The organism is Mesorhizobium sp. (genome assembly GCF_004962245.1).
In the GTDB taxonomy this organism is placed as follows: Bacteria; Pseudomonadota; Alphaproteobacteria; order Rhizobiales; family Rhizobiaceae; genus Mesorhizobium.
On the sequence record NZ_SUHQ01000026.1, the window covers coordinates 1 to 16,180 of the forward strand.

The window sequence follows — 16,180 nt, forward strand, 5'->3', positions numbered from 1 at the left end:
GATCAGGCTAGCGGAAGAAACCGGGCGCAAGAAGGTCGCGCTCGACGAGGTCATGCCGGCGGCCGATATCGTCAAGCGTTTCTCGACCGGAGCGATGTCCTTCGGCTCGATCTCCAGGGAAGCGCACACGACGCTGGCGCGTGCCATGAACGCCATCGGCGGCAAGTCAAACACCGGCGAGGGCGGCGAAGAGGCCGACCGCTACCTGCCGCTGCCGGGCGGCGGCAAGAATCCTGAACGTTCGGCGATCAAGCAGGTTGCCTCCGGGCGGTTCGGCGTGACGGCGGAATATCTGGTCAACTCCGATGTGATGCAGATCAAGGTCGCGCAAGGCGCAAAGCCCGGCGAGGGCGGTCAGTTGCCCGGCCACAAGGTCGACGCCACCATCGCCAAGGTCAGGCACTCGACGCCGGGCGTCGGCCTGATTTCGCCGCCGCCGCATCACGACATCTATTCGATCGAGGATCTGGCGCAGCTCATCTACGACCTGAAGAACGTCAATCCGGCGGCGGATGTCTCGGTCAAGCTGGTCTCCGAGGTCGGTGTCGGCACGGTTGCGGCCGGCGTTGCCAAGGCGCGCGCCGACCACATCACCATTTCCGGCTATGACGGCGGCACGGGGGCCTCGCCGCTGACCTCGCTCAAGCATGCCGGCAGCCCATGGGAAATGGGCCTTGCCGAGACGCATCAGACGCTGGTGCTCAACGGCCTCAGGTCGCGCGTGGCGCTGCAGGTCGACGGCGGCCTTCGCACCGGCCGCGACGTCGTCATCGGCGCGCTGCTCGGCGCCGACGAATTCGGCTTCTCGACAGCGCCGCTGATCGCGGCTGGCTGCATCATGATGCGCAAATGCCATCTCAACACCTGCCCGGTCGGCGTCGCGACGCAGGACCCGGTATTGCGCAAGCGCTTCAAGGGCACGCCCGAACACGTCATCAACTTCTTCTTCTATGTGGCGGAAGAGGTCCGGGAGCTGCTCGCCGAAATGGGATTCACCCATCTCGACCAGATCATCGGCGATACCGATCTTCTGGAGAAGCGCGACGTGATCCAGCACTGGAAGGCGAACGGGCTCGATTTCAGCAAGATGTTCTTCAAGCCAGATGCCCCGCATGAGGCGGTGCACTGGACCGAGCGGCAGAAGCATCCGATCGACGACGTGCTCGACCGCAAGCTGATCGAACTGGCCAAGCCGGCACTCGAAGCCAGGCAGCCGGTCAGCATCGAGCTGCCGATCCGCAATGTCGACCGTTCGACGGGCGCCATGCTGTCTGGCGAAGTGGCAAAGCGCTTCAGGCACAAGGGCCTGCGCGAGGACACGATCTCGGTGAAGCTCACCGGCACCGCCGGCCAGTCCTTCGGCGCTTTCCTGGCGCGCGGGATCTCGTTCGAACTCATCGGCGCCGGCAACGACTACGTCGGCAAGGGCCTGTCGGGGGGGCGCATCGTCATCCGTCCGCCGGAAGAGGCCAAGATCGTCGCCGCGGAGTCCATCATCGTCGGCAACACCGTTCTTTACGGCGCAACCGAGGGCGAGGCCTATTTCTGCGGCGTCGCCGGCGAGCGTTTTGCCGTGCGCAACTCCGGTGTCGCCGCCGTCGTCGAGGGTGTCGGCGACCATGGCTGCGAGTACATGACCGGCGGCATTGTCGTGGTCATCGGCCAGACCGGCCGGAACTTCGCCGCCGGCATGTCGGGCGGCGTCGCCTATGTGCTCGACGAGAAGGGTGATTTCGCCGAGCGCTGCAACATGGCGATGGTCGAATTGGAACCCGTTCCCGAAGAAGACGACCTGATGGAAAAACTGCTCCATCATGGCGGCGACCTCGACCACAAAGGTCGCGTCGACGTGTCCGGCGACATGACCAGCCATGACGAGGAGCGGCTCTATCAGCTGATCTCGAACCATGTCCACTACACGGGTTCGGTGCGGGGCCGCGAGATCCTCGACAACTGGGCGACTTTCCGGCCGAAATTCCGGAAGATCATGCCGGTCGAATACCGTCGTGCGCTGATCGAGATGGAACGCATGCGCATGGGCGTGGCGGCGGAATAGGCTTTGGGAGTTGCCGGGAAGTCAGGCTTCCCGGTCGACGCCTTCATCAACAATCCTGGCCTCGGACTGAAGGTTGCCATGGCTGCCTTATGAGGCTAACGGGTGCGTCGTCGAGCGCGCCACTGGACAGCAGGGACTGGACTATGGGCAAGGTAACAGGGTTTCTCGAGATCGACCGGCAGGTGCATAAGTACCAGCCGGCTTCCGACCGTATCCGGCATTTTCGCGAGTTCACGCTGCCGATGTCGGACAAGGAGGTCGAGAAACAGGCCGCGCGCTGCATGGATTGCGGTATTCCATACTGTCACGGGCCGACCGGCTGCCCGGTCCACAACCAGATCCCGGACTGGAACGACCTCGTCTACAATGGCGACTGGGACAATGCGATCCGCAACCTGCATTCGACCAACAATTTCCCGGAATTCACCGGCCGCATCTGTCCAGCGCCTTGCGAGGAAGCCTGCACGCTGAACCTCGAGGACATTCCGGTCGCCATCAAGACGATCGAACAGGCGATCGCCGACAAAGCCTATGAAACCGGTCACATCCGGCCCTATCCGCCGGAAAAGAAGACCGGCAAGCACGTCGCGGTCATCGGCTCGGGGCCGGCCGGCATGGCGGCCGCCCAACAGCTTGGCCGGGCCGGCCACGACGTCCATGTCTATGAACGCGAGAGCCGGCCGGGCGGATTGATGCGCTACGGCATCCCCGACTTCAAGATCGAGAAGCACTATATCGACCGGCGTATCGAGCAGATGCAGGGCGAGGGCGTGAGCTTCCATTGCGGCGTCAATGTCGGCGTCGACAAGCCGGTGGCGGAGTTGCTCGCCGAATACGATGCGGTGCTCTATTGCGGTGGCTCGGAAACGCCGCGCCCGGCCAACATTCCCGGTGACGATCTCGACGGCGTGCATGACGCGATGCCCTATCTGGTGCAGCAGAACAAGCGCATCGGCGGCGAGCCGATCCAGTCGGTGGCGTGGCCCTCGCCGCCGATCGTCGCCGGCGGCCAGCATGTCGTCGTTGTCGGCGGCGGCGACACCGCATCCGATTGCGTCGGCACAGCGTTCCGCCAGGGCGCCGTGCGTGTCACCCAGCTCGACATCCGGCCGCAGCCGCCGGAAAAGGAAGACAAGCTCACGGTCTGGCCCTACTGGGCAACCAAGATGCGCACCTCGTCCTCGCAAGCCGAAGGTGCCGAGCGCGAATTCCAGGTGGCGACGCTCGAATTCATCGGCGAGGATGGCCAGTTGACCGGCGTCAAATGCTGTGAGGTCGATGAAAAGCGCAAGCCGATCGCCGGCACGGAATTCGTCATCCGCGCGGATCTCGCCTTCATCGCCATCGGCTTTGCCGGGCCGGCCACCGTCGGGCCGGTGTCGGAGCTGGACGGCCAGATGAGGATCGTAACCGACAGCCGCCGCTCGAAGAATGTCGAGGCCAATGACCGCGACTACAAGACCAGCGTCGAAAAGCTCTATGCGGCGGGCGATGTGCGCCGCGGCCAGTCGCTGGTCGTCTGGGCGATCCGCGAGGGCCGGCAGGCGGCGCGTTCGATCGACGAGGCGTTGATGGGATCGAGCGTGCTACCGCGCTGAGTGTCTGTCTCGAACTCTATTCCCGCGGCGATCGGAAGACGCTTTCTGCCCTTCCGGTGTATGGGACAGGTTATGGACCGATCGCCGTGGTCGTTTCGGTTGCGGCTGCCGCGGCAGGTCGCGGCCTGGGCGGCCAGGAAAAATCATCGGCCCGGCCGGGCGATGCATCGGTCGCCTTGCCTTCGACGATGAGCTTTTCGCCGGGCAAGTTCTTGTCCGCCTTCGCCGGCGGGGCGGCGCCGAGAAGTTCCGAACCGCCGTCGAGCGCCGGATCGCTGAGCAGCATCGGTACGGTGCGATCGACGGCGATGGGCGCGGCCGGCGCCTCAACGGGAGCGCCCGCTGGCGCATAGGCTGCCGGCGTGCCTGTGGGCGCAGTTATTCCCAGGATTTTCAGCAACGGTTTTTCGGCATAGAAGGCGAGCTTGCGTTTACCGGCCGTCGACACGTAGATGCCGTCGTCGGTGCGCAGGCGCACCGGCTGGCCGTTGATATCAGGCCCGCTGGTGACGAAGGCGCCTTCCTCGTCGACGAACCCGTCCCAGATGTCGACGAATTCACCGCCATGCGTTTCGGCCGCCGAGCGGTAGATGTCGTTGAAAGCCAGCATGTCGGAGGTCATCTTCGGCGCCTTGAATGCCGGCATGCCGACCCACAGATACGGCACTTTGGCCGATGCAATGGCTTTGCCGAAGGCTTCGGTCCGACGTTCGTATTCCTTGGTCCAGGCTTCGGATCGCGGCTGTTCGCGCTCGTCGTTCACGCGCATCTGCTGCCGATCGTTGGAACCCAGCATGACGATCACGGCCGCGGGTTTTTCGGCCTCGATCAGCGACTTGATCTCTTCGGGCCAGTTGTAGAAATCGTCACGCACGAAACCGGACGAACCGTTGCTGCGAGCGACGATCCTGACGCTGGTGCTTTCGGCAAAGGCGACATCCAGACCTTCGGCGAGGCCGCTCGCCATGAAATCGCCGACCACCAGAACGGTGCGGGCATCCGGCGCCTTCTCGACAATCGGGGTTGTCGGCTCAGCCGGCCGCCGCTGCGCGGCGCGGGGCTTTTTTGCCTTTGGCTTCTGCGGCCTTGCCCTCTGGATCTGCGGCGGCGGCTCCACCCGTTCGCTTCGGCGTGGAAACAACAGGTCGCGCAGCGACCAGCCACGCCTTTGTTCTTCCTGCGCCACGGCCGGCGTGTGAAAGGCGGCGGCAGTGCTGACGGCCAAAACGGCAACGGCCAGAATCAGGATCGGCACGCGGCGAAGGATCACCCAGATACGCGCAGCCGAAACCAATCTCCCCCTCCATCCCTTGAGCGGCTCTGGGCCTGCCCCCTATGAGGGCTCTAATTCTGCCTGAGCCATTTGAGCACTTCCATGCTCGGATGTCCGTCCTGGGTCAAGCCGGCCTTCGCCTGGAAGGCCTTGATGGCGGCTTTCGATCCCTCGCCGATCTTGCCGTCGAACTTGCCGTCATAGTAGCCGTACTGGGAAAGCCGCTGCTGAAGCTCCTGCCTCTCCTCGAAGGTGAGCTTCGTGAAAGGCCGCTTCCAGTCCTGCACAAGCCCACCATAGCCGGCGATCTCGTCGGCAAGAAGGCCAACGGCAAGCGCGTACTTGTCGGCATTGTTGTAGCGCTTGATGACCGAGAAGTTCTTGATCATCAGGAAGGCCGGCCCGCCGCGGCCGCCCGGCACCTTCAGCGTGGCTTTCTCCGCACCATTCTTGAACGGCTTGCCGTTGACACGCGTGACACCCAGCGCTTGCCATTGCGACAGTGACTTCGAACCGGCCGGGAACTTCCTGCCCTCGGGAAGGCTGACTTCATAGCCCCAGGTCTTGCCGGCCTGCCAGCCGTTCTTTCTGAGCAGATTGGCGGCCGTTGCCAACGCATCGGGAATCGAATTCCAGATGTCGCGCCTGCCGTCACCGTCCATGTCGACCGCATAGGCCTGATAGCTGGTGGGAATGAATTGGGTATGGCCCATGGCGCCTGCCCACGAGCCGCTGAGGTGGCTTTTGTCGATGTCGCCCCTTTGCAGGATCTTCAGCGCTGCGATCAACTGGGTGCGGGCAAATTTCGATCGTCTCGGGTCGGCATAGCCAAGCGTTGCCAGCGAACGCACGACGTTGCGCATGACGTCGTCGCGCTTGAGGATTTCGCCGTAGTTCGATTCCATGGACCAGATGGCCAGCAGGATGTAGCGGTCGACGCCGTATTTGGCCTCGATCCTGTCCAGCCACGGCTTCCACTTCCTGGCCATCTGCTGGCCGACAGCGACCGACTGATCGTGGACGCGGTTGTCGAAATAGTCCCAGGCGGGGGCGGTGAATTCGGGTTGATAACGCGCCTTTTCCAGCACCACCGGGTCGGCATCGGTGATGCCTTGGAATGCGCGGTCGTAAACGGCGCCGGAAACGCCGTTCTGCACCGCAGTGGCGCGGAAGCTCGCCACCCATTGCCGGAAACCGGCGTCGGCAAAAGCAGATCCGGTGGGCATCAGCAAGGCAAGCGAAAGGCTGGCGGCCGCAACGACGCTTGTGAAGCGCTTTGCGGCATTGCGGACGGACATCTTTTCCTCCTTCTTGATCACAGGAAGATCATTCATCGCCGAACCCGGTTAGCATTTAGTTTACCATAGGTGCCGCTGGGAACGAAAAGACGCGTTGGCGCTTTACGCACTACAGAATTTCTGACCTGCCGTTCCATAATCCTCGATTCCGGCACGAAAATGTCTCGTAACGGGATTGCCGAACAAGCTTACAAGCGGATAATTGACAGCATGAAGAGAGTTCGCAAGGCAGTTTTCCCGGTTGCCGGTCTTGGTACGCGGTTTCTCCCGGCCACCAAGGCCATACCCAAGGAAATGTTGACTGTCGTCGACAGGCCAGTCATCCAATACGTGGTCGACGAGGCACGCGAAGCCGGTATCGAGCATTTCATCTTCGTGACTGGCCGCAACAAGGCGGTCATCGAGGACCATTTCGACGTCCAGTTTGAGCTCTATGACACGCTTGCCCAGCGCGGCAAGGACGACGAGCTCGCCCGCCTGCAACGGCTGCAACCTTCGCCGGGGCAGACCAGCTTCACGCGTCAGCAAGTGCCGCTTGGCCTTGGCCATGCCGTCTGGTGCGCCCGCGAGCTCGTCGGCGACGAGCCCTTTGCGCTGCTTTTGCCCGACATGATTATGCAGTCGGAGAAAAGCTGCATGAAGGGCATGGTCGAGCTTTATGCCGAGACCGGCAACAACATCATCTCGGTCCAGGAATGCGATCCCGCCGAGGCCCATAAATACGGCATCGTCGGCCGAGGCGAAGATACGCATCACGGCTTCCGCATCACCGACATGGTGGAGAAGCCGAAGGCCGGCACGGCGCCTTCCAATCTTTACATCAACGGACGCTACATCCTGCAGCCGGAGATATTCAGGATTCTCGAGGACCAGGAAAAGGGCGCCGGCAACGAAATCCAGCTCACCGACGCGATGCTGAAGCTGAAGCAGCAGCAGCCATTCTATGGCTACAACTACCGGGGACGCACGTTCGATTGCGGCTCTCCGGAAGGCTTTGTCGAGGCCAATGTCGCCTTCGCGCTGTGGCGCAAAGACGTGAACGGGAACATGGCGGGCGTCATCCGCAAGCTTCTCGACGAGCTCCAACCCTCCGAGCAGCGGGGCGCCGCGGTTTAGGATCTGTTCAGGGATTCGGCCTGACCTCAGTCACACAGCCCGACAACAGGGCGAGGGGCGAATACAATCGGAGCGATTGTCCTGCACCCAGGCCTTCAACGGCCTGCTTTACCGCTGCAGCGTCACTCCGACGAAGATGCTGTGAGCCGTGTAGTCACGACCCTCCAGGTTGCTGGTCTGTTTTTCGGTTCTGGCGCGCGTGGTCAGTCCGGTATACCGGTTCAGCCACCATGTCAGCCCGGCCTCGGCGCTCAGCGTCAGATCATGGCCGTCGGACCCGATGTAATCGCGCCAGTCCACGCCCAAAGCCGCATTCCCGGTCAGGTTGGCGCGGATTTCCCGCTCGCCGGTGAGGCGGCCGGAATAAAGGATGTCGCCGCTTTGTCCGGCGGTCGTCGTGCCCTCGACGGTCGTCTGTCCGGTGAGGCCGATCGTGGTGCCGCGTTCCGGCGACCATTTGAGGTCGGCGTTCACCGTGGGACCTGAAATCGCCGGCAGTTGGTCGTCGTCAATCGCCTCCCGCAGCCAGCCGGCCGAGAATTCGCCGGCAAGCTTCTCGACGAGGTCGAGTTCGGCGCCGGCCCGAACGCCAAGCCGCGTCGAGGATCGTTCGAAACCATTGGGGTCGACTCGCAAATCATAGACCCGGCGGCCGACTTCGACCTCGGTGAAGGGGGCGATGGCGGGAGAAATCTCGTAGCCGGTGCGCAAGGTGGCGGTATAAAGCGTCGAGTCGCGCTCCTTCTGCGACAGCGATCCGCCCATCGAAAGCTCGGCGTCGCCATAGATGTCGCGTGCGACCGCGCCGGTCAGGGCGAAGCGCATCTTGCCGGCATCCTTCTCGACCGCGACGCTGCCGTTGATGGTCTGGCGCACCGGCTGCTCGACGGTGCCTTCGATGACGACCGGCGATGAAGCCGATTCCGGCGCCGCCTCGTAACCGAGCTTGGCGATGGCGCGCAGATCGTTGTCGAGGTCGACATTGAGTGTACCTTCGACACGGCCCCGCGCCTCCTGAATCTCGTCACCCGATATGGTCTTGAGAAAGGTGCCGTAGCCGTCGATGACAGCTGAATTCTCTCGCCAGTCGGAGATGGCATTGAAGCGCAGCGTCGTTTCCGACAGCAGGGCCGGCTTGCCCTCGCTGCTGGAATCGGCATTCGACGACGCCGTCAGACCTTGCTCGAGCGTCGGCCTGATGAGGAAGGAGCCGAGTTTGATGCCGGTGGCGGCGAACGGGTCGTCCTCGGTCCTCTCGTCCCGACCTTCGATGGCTTCGGCGCGCTCGGCGCCCGGATCGAGCTCCTGCCTGTCGGCGGAATCGATGGTCACGGCACGACGATTGGTGGCGTCCTGGTCCGTCTCGGCGGTATCCGTGTCATCCGTCGTGGCTAAAGTCGTGGCGGCGTTTTTTTTCTCGGCGGCCTCGGTCTCGTCTTGATCGGCCGCGCGTTGCCTCGCGCTCGATGGCCGGCGCCGCGGGACGGGAGCGGGGGTGTCGGCAAACGGATCGTCGGTGGTTTCCGGCGGATCGAAAATGCTGCCGGTCGCGGGCGACGTGTCGTCATCCAGTCCGGCGCCCGGGCTGGCCGGCTGATAGGTGGGTGCAGGCGGATTGCTCTGGGTGGTTGTGCCTACCTGTGCCGTCTGATCTTGGGCGCTGGCCATGCTCAATTGCCTGGTCTTACGCTGCTGGTCGTCCAGAATTGCCGATTCCGAAACCTCGCCGCGCAGCTCGGCTACCTGGGCGTATGGCTGCGCTGGTCGCAGCAGGGCGAAGACGCTGGTCGCCAGCAGCAAGGCGCAGACCGCCTTGCCGCTTCGTCTGCTGTTCTTTTCGGGCTGGGCCAGGGACATCGACACCACTGCTTGCGCGGCGCACGCGCGCCATACTTACTGAACCGTAAATGGGGATGGTTAACGGAGGGTTGAGGCGGCGGTTGATCAGCCCTTGCCGGATGGCAATTCCGTTGGACAGGCGCGCGCCAAAGCGCTAATCGCATCAACCATGCATGCGGAATCCCCAGACAGGAAGCGGCTCGACGCGCAAGCTTCGATCGCCTCGGCGCTCAGAACGGTAGCGACCGAGCAGGCCGGTATCGCGGCACTGGCGGCCGCGCTCGAAAACGGATTGACCGAGCCTTTCGCGCGGGCCGTCGACATGGTGTCGCAGATCAAGGGCCGCGTCATCGTCACCGGCGTCGGCAAGAGCGGCCATATCGGCTCGAAGATCGCCGCGACGCTCGCTTCGACGGGCACGCCGGCTTTCTTCGTCCATCCTGCCGAAGCCAATCATGGCGACCTCGGCATGATTGGCAGGGACGACGCCATCATCGCCATGTCGTGGTCGGGCGAGAGCCTGGAGCTCAAGGGCATCATCGCCTATTCCAGGCGCTTCTCGATCCCGCTGATCGCGGTCACCGCCGGGGAGAAATCGGCGCTGGCGCGCGAGGCCGATGTGGTGCTTTTGCTGCCGCGCGCGCCGGAAGCCTGCCCACATGGCCTGGCGCCGACGACATCGACGCTGCTGCAATTGGTGATCGGCGACGCGCTGGCCATCGCGTTGCTCGAAGCGCGCGGCTTCACGCCGGATCATTTCCGCACCTTCCATCCAGGCGGTCAGCTTGGCGCCAATCTGACGCAGATCCGCGACATCATGCATGTCGGCGACAGGCTGCCGCTGGTGCCTTCCGGCACCGGAATGCGCGAGGCGATCCTCGAATTGTCGCGCAAGGGGTTTGGCTGCGTGGCAATCACCGCCGCGGACGGTGCGCTGATCGGCATCATCACCGACGGCGACATCAGGCGCCACATCGGCAGCGATCTTTTGGCGATGAGCGTCGATCAGGTCATGACCAAGGTGCCGAAGACGGCCGGGCCAGACACGCTGGTGGCGACGGCGCTGCAGACGATCAATAATTCGGCGATCACCAGCCTGATGGTGGTCGAGGGCAGACGGCCGATCGGACTTGTCCATCTGCACGACCTGCTGAGGATCGGCGCGGCCTGACGAACCTCAGGTTCTGTGTGACAAGTCGCCCCGCCAGGATGGGTGGATCAGTCCTAAACCGCCTCGACGGTCAACTCCAGATCGGTATCGGCCGCGCCTGTCACGCGCACCTGCGTGCCGGCCGGCAGATCGGGGCCGGAAACGCGCCATATCGTGTCGCCCAGCTTTATGCGGCCGCGCCCGTCCTTGATCGGCTCGGCAAGCGTCGCCATCCTGCCGATCATTTGCGCGCCGCGGCGGTTGAGCAGCGGCTGGTCGGTCGGGTCATGGCGCCCACCCGCCAATTTCTTTCCGACATAGGTTGAAACCAGCGACATCGCGAGGAAGGCGAGAACCTGAACCTGCCAGGTCCAGAAACCTGCGTCCCAGATGAGCAGCGAGACTGCACCGATCAGCAGCGCGGCGATGCCGATCCACAGCATGAAGATGCCCGGCGCGATGACCTCCATGACGAGGAGAACGAAGCCGAGAACCATCCAACTCCAAGGGCCGAGTTCGGAAATGATGCGGTCAAACATGGGGTCGGCCTCAGGTCTGGCTGGGGCGAACCACGGGCGGGCGTGAGGCTTGCCGTGCGGCAGTGGCTTCGCTCCCGAAGACTTCCTTGGCGATCTCGCCGATGCCGCCGAGTGTGCCGATCAGTGATGAAGCTTCCATCGGCATCAGCACGACCTTGCTGTTCGTGGCGGAGCCGATCCTGGTCAGCGCTTCGGTGTATTTCAGCGCGACGAAGTAGTTGAGCGCCTGCACGTCTCCCTTGGAGATCGCCTCCGACACCACCTGCGTGGCGCGGGCCTCGGCTTCGGCCGAGCGTTCGCGCGCCTCGGCGTCGCGGAAGGCGGCTTCCTTGCGGCCTTCGGCTTCCAGGATCTGCGACTGCTTGAGGCCTTCGGCGTCGAGGATCTGCGCGCGCTTGTTGCGTTCGGCCATCATCTGGCGGCCCATCGATTCGACGAGATTGGCCGGCGGATTGATGTCCTTGATCTCGACGCGGGTGATCTTGATGCCCCAGGGATGCGCCGCCTCGTCGACGACGCGCAGCAGGCGCTCGTTGATGGCGTCGCGGTTCGACAAAAGCTCGTCAAGGTCCATCGAGCCCATCACGGTGCGGATGTTGGTCATCGTCAGGTTGAGGATGGCGTTCTCAAGGCCGGCGACCTGGTAGGCGGCCTGCGCGGCGTTGAGCACCTGGTAGAAGGCGACGCCGTCGACGCCAACGGTAGCGTTGTCGCGGGTGATGATCTCCTGGGTCGGGACGTCGAGCACCTGCTCCATCATGTTCAACTTGGCGCCGATGCGGTCGACGAACGGCACGATGAGGTTGAGACCGGGGCTCAATGTCTTGGTGTAACGGCCAAAGCGTTCGACGGTATGATTGTAGCCTTGCGGGATTGTCCGGATGCCCTTGAAAAGCACGAGCACGACAAGAGCGGCAAGAACAAGAAGCGCGATATCGAAACCACTGAAATCCATTTGGCTCTCCCTCAGATGCCAGCCACATTAGAGCGACGGGCGTATACTGGACGCACAAAGTACGCTCTTACTCTTTATACCTGCACATCGTGCTTCCCGAAAATCGATTCCGACTTTCGGGCCGATACGGTAGACGTTTCAACGCAACCGGCTTCACCAAGCACTTAAGTGTGTTTCAGAAATGTTACAATCAGGTGATTGTGGATTGTCGTGCGTAGACAGCCGGGCTAGCGCTCGATGGGGCTGTCTCGTTCAGGCCGTCCGCCTCAGATCCAGCCCGAGAGTTCGCGCCGCACCATCGCCTCGATCACCGCCATGCCCTCGGCACTGTCGTTGAGGCAAGGGATGTGCGCAAACTTCTCGCCGCCGGCATGATGGAAGGTCTCGGCGGCCTCCCTGCCGATCTCGTCCAGCGTCTCGATGCAGTCGACAGAGAAGCCCGGATTGACGATGGCGATCGATCTCACGCCTTCCCCAGCCAATTTTTCGACCGTCTTGTCGGTGTAGGGCTGCAGCCACTCCTGCGCACCGAAACGCGACTGGAACGTGGTGATCAGCTTCTTCTCATCCCAGCCGAGCTTTTCGCGCAGCAGCCGGGTCGTCTCCAGGCAATGGGCCTGATAGGGGTCGCCCTTGTCGGAATAGGGTTTGGGAATGCCGTGATAGGAGGCGATGACCACCTCCGGTTCGAAATCGAGGGTTGCCAGGTGGCGCTCGATCGAACGTGCAAGCGCCTCGATATAAACCGGTTCGGCATAATATGGCGGCACGCTGCGAATCGCCGGTGCGCGCCGCATCTTCATCAGCGCGCGAAACAACTGGTCGTTGGCGGTCGCGGTCGTGGTCGCGGAATATTGCGGATAGAGCGGAAAAGAGAGGATGCGGTCGCAGCCTTGCGCGACCAGCCCCCTGGCCACGCTCTCGGTCGACGGATTGCCGTAACGCATCGCCCAGTCGACGACGACATTGGGCAGGTCGCGCAGCGCCTCGGTCAGCTTTTCGCCCTGGGTGCGGGTGTAGGTGCGCAGCGGCGACTCGTTGCGCTGCCGGTTCCATATTCTGGCATAGTTGGCGCCGGACTTCTTCGGCCGCGTGGTGAGAACCAGCCCGTAGAGGATTGGATACCAGATCGCCTTGTTGAGCTCGATGACGCGCGGATCGGACAGGAATTCCCTGAGATAGCACCACATCGGCTTGAATTCGGTGCCGTCGGGCGTGCCGAGATTGATAAGCATGACGCCGATCCTGCCCGCCCCGGCCGGCGGCTGTCCTGGCGGCAGCGGGCCGAGGGCCTTCGCGGCTTTGGGATCGAGGGTCATAGCGGTTCTCCGGACATCGCGCGAAACTAGCGATGCCGCGCCTGTTTTCAATGCAGCGTCTGGCCGCACCTTATTCCGGCTGCCGGGTTATTTCGCGGCGGGCGGTATGGTCAAGGTTGCGCCGATAGGCAGCCGGCGTGACTTGTAGCCCTTGTTGGCGTCGGAGATCATTTTCCACTTGGCGCCATCGCCGTAGGCTTTTACCGCCAGATCCCAATAGGTATCGCCGGCAACGATGACGTGGCTGCTTTCAGCCGGCGTCATCGCCTCGGCTGGTTCTGCCGGTTCGGCGGGCGCAGGCGCAGCCTCTGCGGGCTTGGCCGTTTCCGTGGCTGCAGGCGCCGTCTCGGCTGGTTTTGCGGGCTCGGCAGGTGCCGGCGTTGCCGGGGCGGGTTCCGCCGGGACGGCTGGCGGCGTCGTGGCGATGTCGCCCGAACCCGTCGGCAGTTCGGGCATCGCCGGCTCCGCAGTTGCGGCTGGAGCCGCCTCGGCCGGTTTTGCCGGCTCAGCCGGAGCGGGCGCAGCTTCGGTCGACTTTGCCGGTTCCTGGACCGGTTCCGTGGCTGCCGGTTCCGCCGCCGTGATCTCGGTTATGCGGCCATCAAGCTTCGGCGTGTAGGGCCGATGGGCGCCGAGATAATCGGCGACCACCTGTTCGAGGCCCGGACCGTAATCATAGGCGTTCTTGGCTTTCTCAGCGAAGATATTGTAGCCGTCGCCGCCTTGGCGCACATAGTTGTTGGTGGCGACCAGGTAATCCTTGTCCGGATTGATGGGGGTCCACGCGCCACCTTCCATGACCTCGACCGACTTGACGCGTCCGGCGTTCGCGGCAACCGACTTGTCGAATGAATATTTCAGGCCGGCAACCTGCGGAAAACGCCCGGCGCCGTCCTCGATCTGGCTGAGGCCGCCTTCGAGCGCGGCAACCAGATCCTTGCCGGAAATCTGGAAGGTCGCCAATGTGTTCTGGAACGGCAGTACGGTCAGCACCTCGCCCATGGTGATAGTGCCCTGGTCGATTGAAGCGCGCAGCCCGCCGCCATTCGAGATGACGATCTCGACGCCCTGACCCTTGACGCGATCGAGGATGGCGTCCGAGACGAGATTGCCCATCTCGCACTCGCGGGTGCGGCAATTCTCGCGGCTGCCGTCGATCGTCTTGGTGGCTTCGGCGACTTCCTTGTTCTTCAACGCCTCGATCGGTGCGCCGAGCTCCTTGATCCGGGCAAGCACGGCGGGATCCGGGGTGATCGACTTGTCGAGATAGATCGGGTCGCCGCTGGCCTGCTTGACGACGCCGTCGTCGTCGAACACGACCTTGAACTCGCCGAGATATTTCGAATAGGACGCCGCCTGGACGACAGGCACCTGGTAGCCGTCCGGATTATCGACCATCGTCGGGTAGGGGCCTTCCGCCTTGGGGTCGGTGTTGGACAGCAGCGAATGGCTGTGGCCGCCGACCACCACGTCGACACCCGGGATCTTGGCGATGACGTCGCGCTCGCGCTTGTAGCCGATATGGGTGACCGCGATGATCTTGTTGACGCCTTCTCCCTTCAGCCTCTCGACTTCGGCTGTGATCGACTTGACGTCGTCCTCGATCGTGATGTTGGGGCCTGGCGAGGCGAGCTCCGGCGTGTCGTTGGTGACCGCGCCGACGATGCCGATCTTCTGGCCGCCGACCTCGACCACGATCGATGGTTTCACGCGGTCGCCGAGCTTGGATTGCGCGTCGGCCTTCACATTGGCGCCGAGCACCGGAAACTGGATCATGTCCAGGAACGGCGCCAGCGCCGCCTCACCATCGTCGAACTCGTGATTACCGAGCTCCATGGCATCGAATTTCATCTGGTTGAGGAATTCGCCTTCGGTCTTGCCCTTGTAGGTCGTGTAGAAGAGCGAGCCCTGGAAATTGTCGCCGGCGCTGAGCAGCAGCACGTTCTGGCCTTCCAGCTTCTTGCGCTCCTGAGCAATCGCCGTGATCAGCCGCGCCGCGCCGCCGATGCACTCGCCCTTGGTCTCCTCTTCGGCCGAGCAGGTCGATTCATATTTATTGTTGCTTTCGATGCGGCTGTGCCAGTCGTTGATGTGCAATATGTTCAGCGTGTAGTCGGCAAAGGACACGCCGGCCGATAGGCCAAGCGCAGACGCCGACAGGGCGGCAATGGCGGCGATCTTCTTCATCTTCGTCTCCCCGATGACCTGAATGCAGCGCCGCGCATCATTTGGGACGCGCAAGGACGCTGTACCAATTTGATTTTGCGCATGATCCCCAGCGAAAATCGATTCCGATTTTCGGGGTCATGCGCAGAGGTGTTTAACCCCTCTGCTTGACTGGAGCATAACAGCCAGCTTTTTGTCCATGCTCACATCGCGTTTCTGCCCATGCAAGCGGAATCGGGGTCAGCTTTGCCGGCGCAAAAAAAGCACGGCGGCCCTCAAGCCGCCGTGCTTTGCGAAAAGCGATTCAGTATGGGCTCAGGTGCGTCGCGTCAGCACGAAGTTCTGCCCGCTCGCGCTCGTGCAATTAAGCTGGGAAGTGGAGATCAGCAAGCAGTTGAAGCTGATCGGCGTCTGGCGGATCAGCGAGGTGCCATGGATCTCGACCGAGGTGTCGCCGGTCATGGTGTAGCTGCCGTCGGCAAGCTTCTGGCCGGTGTCTGTGGCGACGGTCTTGAAGCTGCCGCTGGCGAAGGTCGACAGACCCGTGCCCTGCGCGTCGATCCACGAGCCTTCGACCGCGCTCCGCGTGGCCAATGGCGGCCCGCCAGGGCCGGCGGTGGTGCACGCCGCCAAGACGACGGCAGTGGTCGCGGCAATCCCGGCCGAAAGCAATTTGCGCGCAATCGTCATCATCAAAATCCTCTTCTCTCGCATCGGCCCGAAAATCGGAACCGATTTTCGGAAAGCACGATGCGTACATTCAAAGCGCCAGAGCGTACTTTGTGCGTCCAAATGGACGCACGCCGCTCCAGGCCACCCTCCTTCAATCGCCCGATTTCCAGGCGATTGCAAGACAGTGAGCCATTGCTAT

12 protein-coding genes are annotated in these 16,180 nt (G+C 63.0%); 4 read left to right on the forward strand and 8 right to left on the reverse strand.

Features of this window, described 5'->3' with window-relative positions; translation table 11 throughout:
• Together E5X88_RS24400 and E5X88_RS24405 are read left to right on the forward strand one after the other, a co-directional pair.
• Window positions 1-2,056 (forward strand): glutamate synthase-related protein (locus tag E5X88_RS24400; protein WP_292165824.1); only part of this gene is annotated, 2,056 nt, incomplete at its 5' end.
• A 143-nt stretch (window positions 2,057-2,199) separates the two neighbouring features.
• Window positions 2,200-3,654 carry a glutamate synthase subunit beta gene (locus E5X88_RS24405; protein WP_292165827.1) on the forward strand — a complete coding sequence of 485 codons (1,455 nt, stop codon included), beginning with the start codon at window positions 2,200-2,202 and terminating at the stop codon, window positions 3,652-3,654.
• Window positions 3,655-3,724: 70 nt separating this feature from the next.
• Here E5X88_RS24405 and E5X88_RS24410 read toward each other — a convergent pair whose 3' ends face one another.
• Both E5X88_RS24410 and E5X88_RS24415 read right to left on the reverse strand, forming a co-directional pair.
• Window positions 3,725-4,948 (reverse strand): DUF459 domain-containing protein, encoded by a 1,224-nt coding sequence (locus tag E5X88_RS24410; protein WP_292165829.1) that lies wholly within the window; start codon window positions 4,946-4,948, stop codon window positions 3,725-3,727.
• A 50-nt stretch (window positions 4,949-4,998) separates the two neighbouring features.
• On the reverse strand, window positions 4,999-6,225 hold the full coding sequence (locus E5X88_RS24415; RefSeq protein WP_292165831.1) for a lytic murein transglycosylase: 1,227 nt from the start codon (window positions 6,223-6,225) through the stop codon (window positions 4,999-5,001).
• Window positions 6,226-6,426: 201 nt separating this feature from the next.
• Here E5X88_RS24415 and galU point away from each other — a divergent pair, with 201 nt between their 5' ends.
• On the forward strand, window positions 6,427-7,341 hold the full coding sequence (gene galU / locus E5X88_RS24420) for a UTP--glucose-1-phosphate uridylyltransferase GalU (RefSeq protein ID WP_292165981.1): 915 nt from the start codon (window positions 6,427-6,429) through the stop codon (window positions 7,339-7,341).
• Between the two features lie 108 nt (window positions 7,342-7,449).
• On the opposite strand, the gene E5X88_RS24425 is transcribed toward galU, so the two are convergent.
• Window positions 7,450-9,198 carry an outer membrane beta-barrel protein gene (locus E5X88_RS24425; RefSeq protein WP_292165833.1) on the reverse strand — a complete coding sequence of 583 codons (1,749 nt, stop codon included), beginning with the start codon at window positions 9,196-9,198 and terminating at the stop codon, window positions 7,450-7,452.
• 151 nt (window positions 9,199-9,349) lie between these two features.
• On the opposite strand from E5X88_RS24425, the gene E5X88_RS24430 reads away from it, so the two are divergent.
• On the forward strand, window positions 9,350-10,351 hold the full coding sequence (locus E5X88_RS24430) for a KpsF/GutQ family sugar-phosphate isomerase (RefSeq protein ID WP_292165835.1): 1,002 nt from the start codon (window positions 9,350-9,352) through the stop codon (window positions 10,349-10,351).
• Window positions 10,352-10,404: 53 nt separating this feature from the next.
• Here the strand turns inward: E5X88_RS24430 and E5X88_RS24435 are convergent, their stop codons facing one another.
• The 5 genes from E5X88_RS24435 to E5X88_RS24455 form a co-directional block, all read right to left on the reverse strand.
• Window positions 10,405-10,869 carry an NfeD family protein gene (locus E5X88_RS24435; protein ID WP_292165837.1) on the reverse strand — a complete coding sequence of 155 codons (465 nt, stop codon included), beginning with the start codon at window positions 10,867-10,869 and terminating at the stop codon, window positions 10,405-10,407.
• Window positions 10,870-10,879: 10 nt separating this feature from the next.
• Window positions 10,880-11,824: an SPFH domain-containing protein gene (locus tag E5X88_RS24440; RefSeq protein WP_292165839.1), complete on the reverse strand. Its 945-nt coding sequence runs from the start codon at window positions 11,822-11,824 to the stop codon at window positions 10,880-10,882.
• Window positions 11,825-12,090: 266 nt separating this feature from the next.
• Window positions 12,091-13,143: a ferrochelatase gene (hemH, locus tag E5X88_RS24445; protein ID WP_292165841.1), complete on the reverse strand. Its 1,053-nt coding sequence runs from the start codon at window positions 13,141-13,143 to the stop codon at window positions 12,091-12,093.
• Between the two features lie 87 nt (window positions 13,144-13,230).
• Complete coding sequence (locus E5X88_RS24450) at window positions 13,231-15,330, reverse strand: 5'-nucleotidase C-terminal domain-containing protein (RefSeq protein WP_292165843.1); 2,100 nt, start codon at window positions 15,328-15,330, stop codon at window positions 13,231-13,233.
• 294 nt (window positions 15,331-15,624) lie between these two features.
• Window positions 15,625-15,999 carry a hypothetical protein gene (locus E5X88_RS24455; protein ID WP_292165844.1) on the reverse strand — a complete coding sequence of 125 codons (375 nt, stop codon included), beginning with the start codon at window positions 15,997-15,999 and terminating at the stop codon, window positions 15,625-15,627.
• Window positions 16,000-16,180 lie beyond the last annotated feature (181 nt).

Coding starts and splice junctions, on each gene's coding strand:
- E5X88_RS24405 (WP_292165827.1), top strand. CDS start 2,200: ATGGGCAAGGTAACAGGGTTTCTCGAGATCGACCGGCAGGTGCATAAG.
- E5X88_RS24415 (WP_292165831.1), bottom strand. CDS start 6,225: ATGTCCGTCCGCAATGCCGCAAAGCGCTTCACAAGCGTCGTTGCGGCC.
- E5X88_RS24425 (WP_292165833.1), bottom strand. CDS start 9,198: ATGTCCCTGGCCCAGCCCGAAAAGAACAGCAGACGAAGCGGCAAGGCG.
- E5X88_RS24430 (WP_292165835.1), top strand. CDS start 9,350: ATGCATGCGGAATCCCCAGACAGGAAGCGGCTCGACGCGCAAGCTTCG.
- E5X88_RS24435 (WP_292165837.1), bottom strand. CDS start 10,869: ATGTTTGACCGCATCATTTCCGAACTCGGCCCTTGGAGTTGGATGGTT.
- E5X88_RS24440 (WP_292165839.1), bottom strand. CDS start 11,824: ATGGATTTCAGTGGTTTCGATATCGCGCTTCTTGTTCTTGCCGCTCTT.
- hemH (WP_292165841.1), bottom strand. CDS start 13,143: ATGACCCTCGATCCCAAAGCCGCGAAGGCCCTCGGCCCGCTGCCGCCA.
- E5X88_RS24450 (WP_292165843.1), bottom strand. CDS start 15,330: ATGAAGAAGATCGCCGCCATTGCCGCCCTGTCGGCGTCTGCGCTTGGC.
- E5X88_RS24455 (WP_292165844.1), bottom strand. CDS start 15,999: ATGACGATTGCGCGCAAATTGCTTTCGGCCGGGATTGCCGCGACCACT.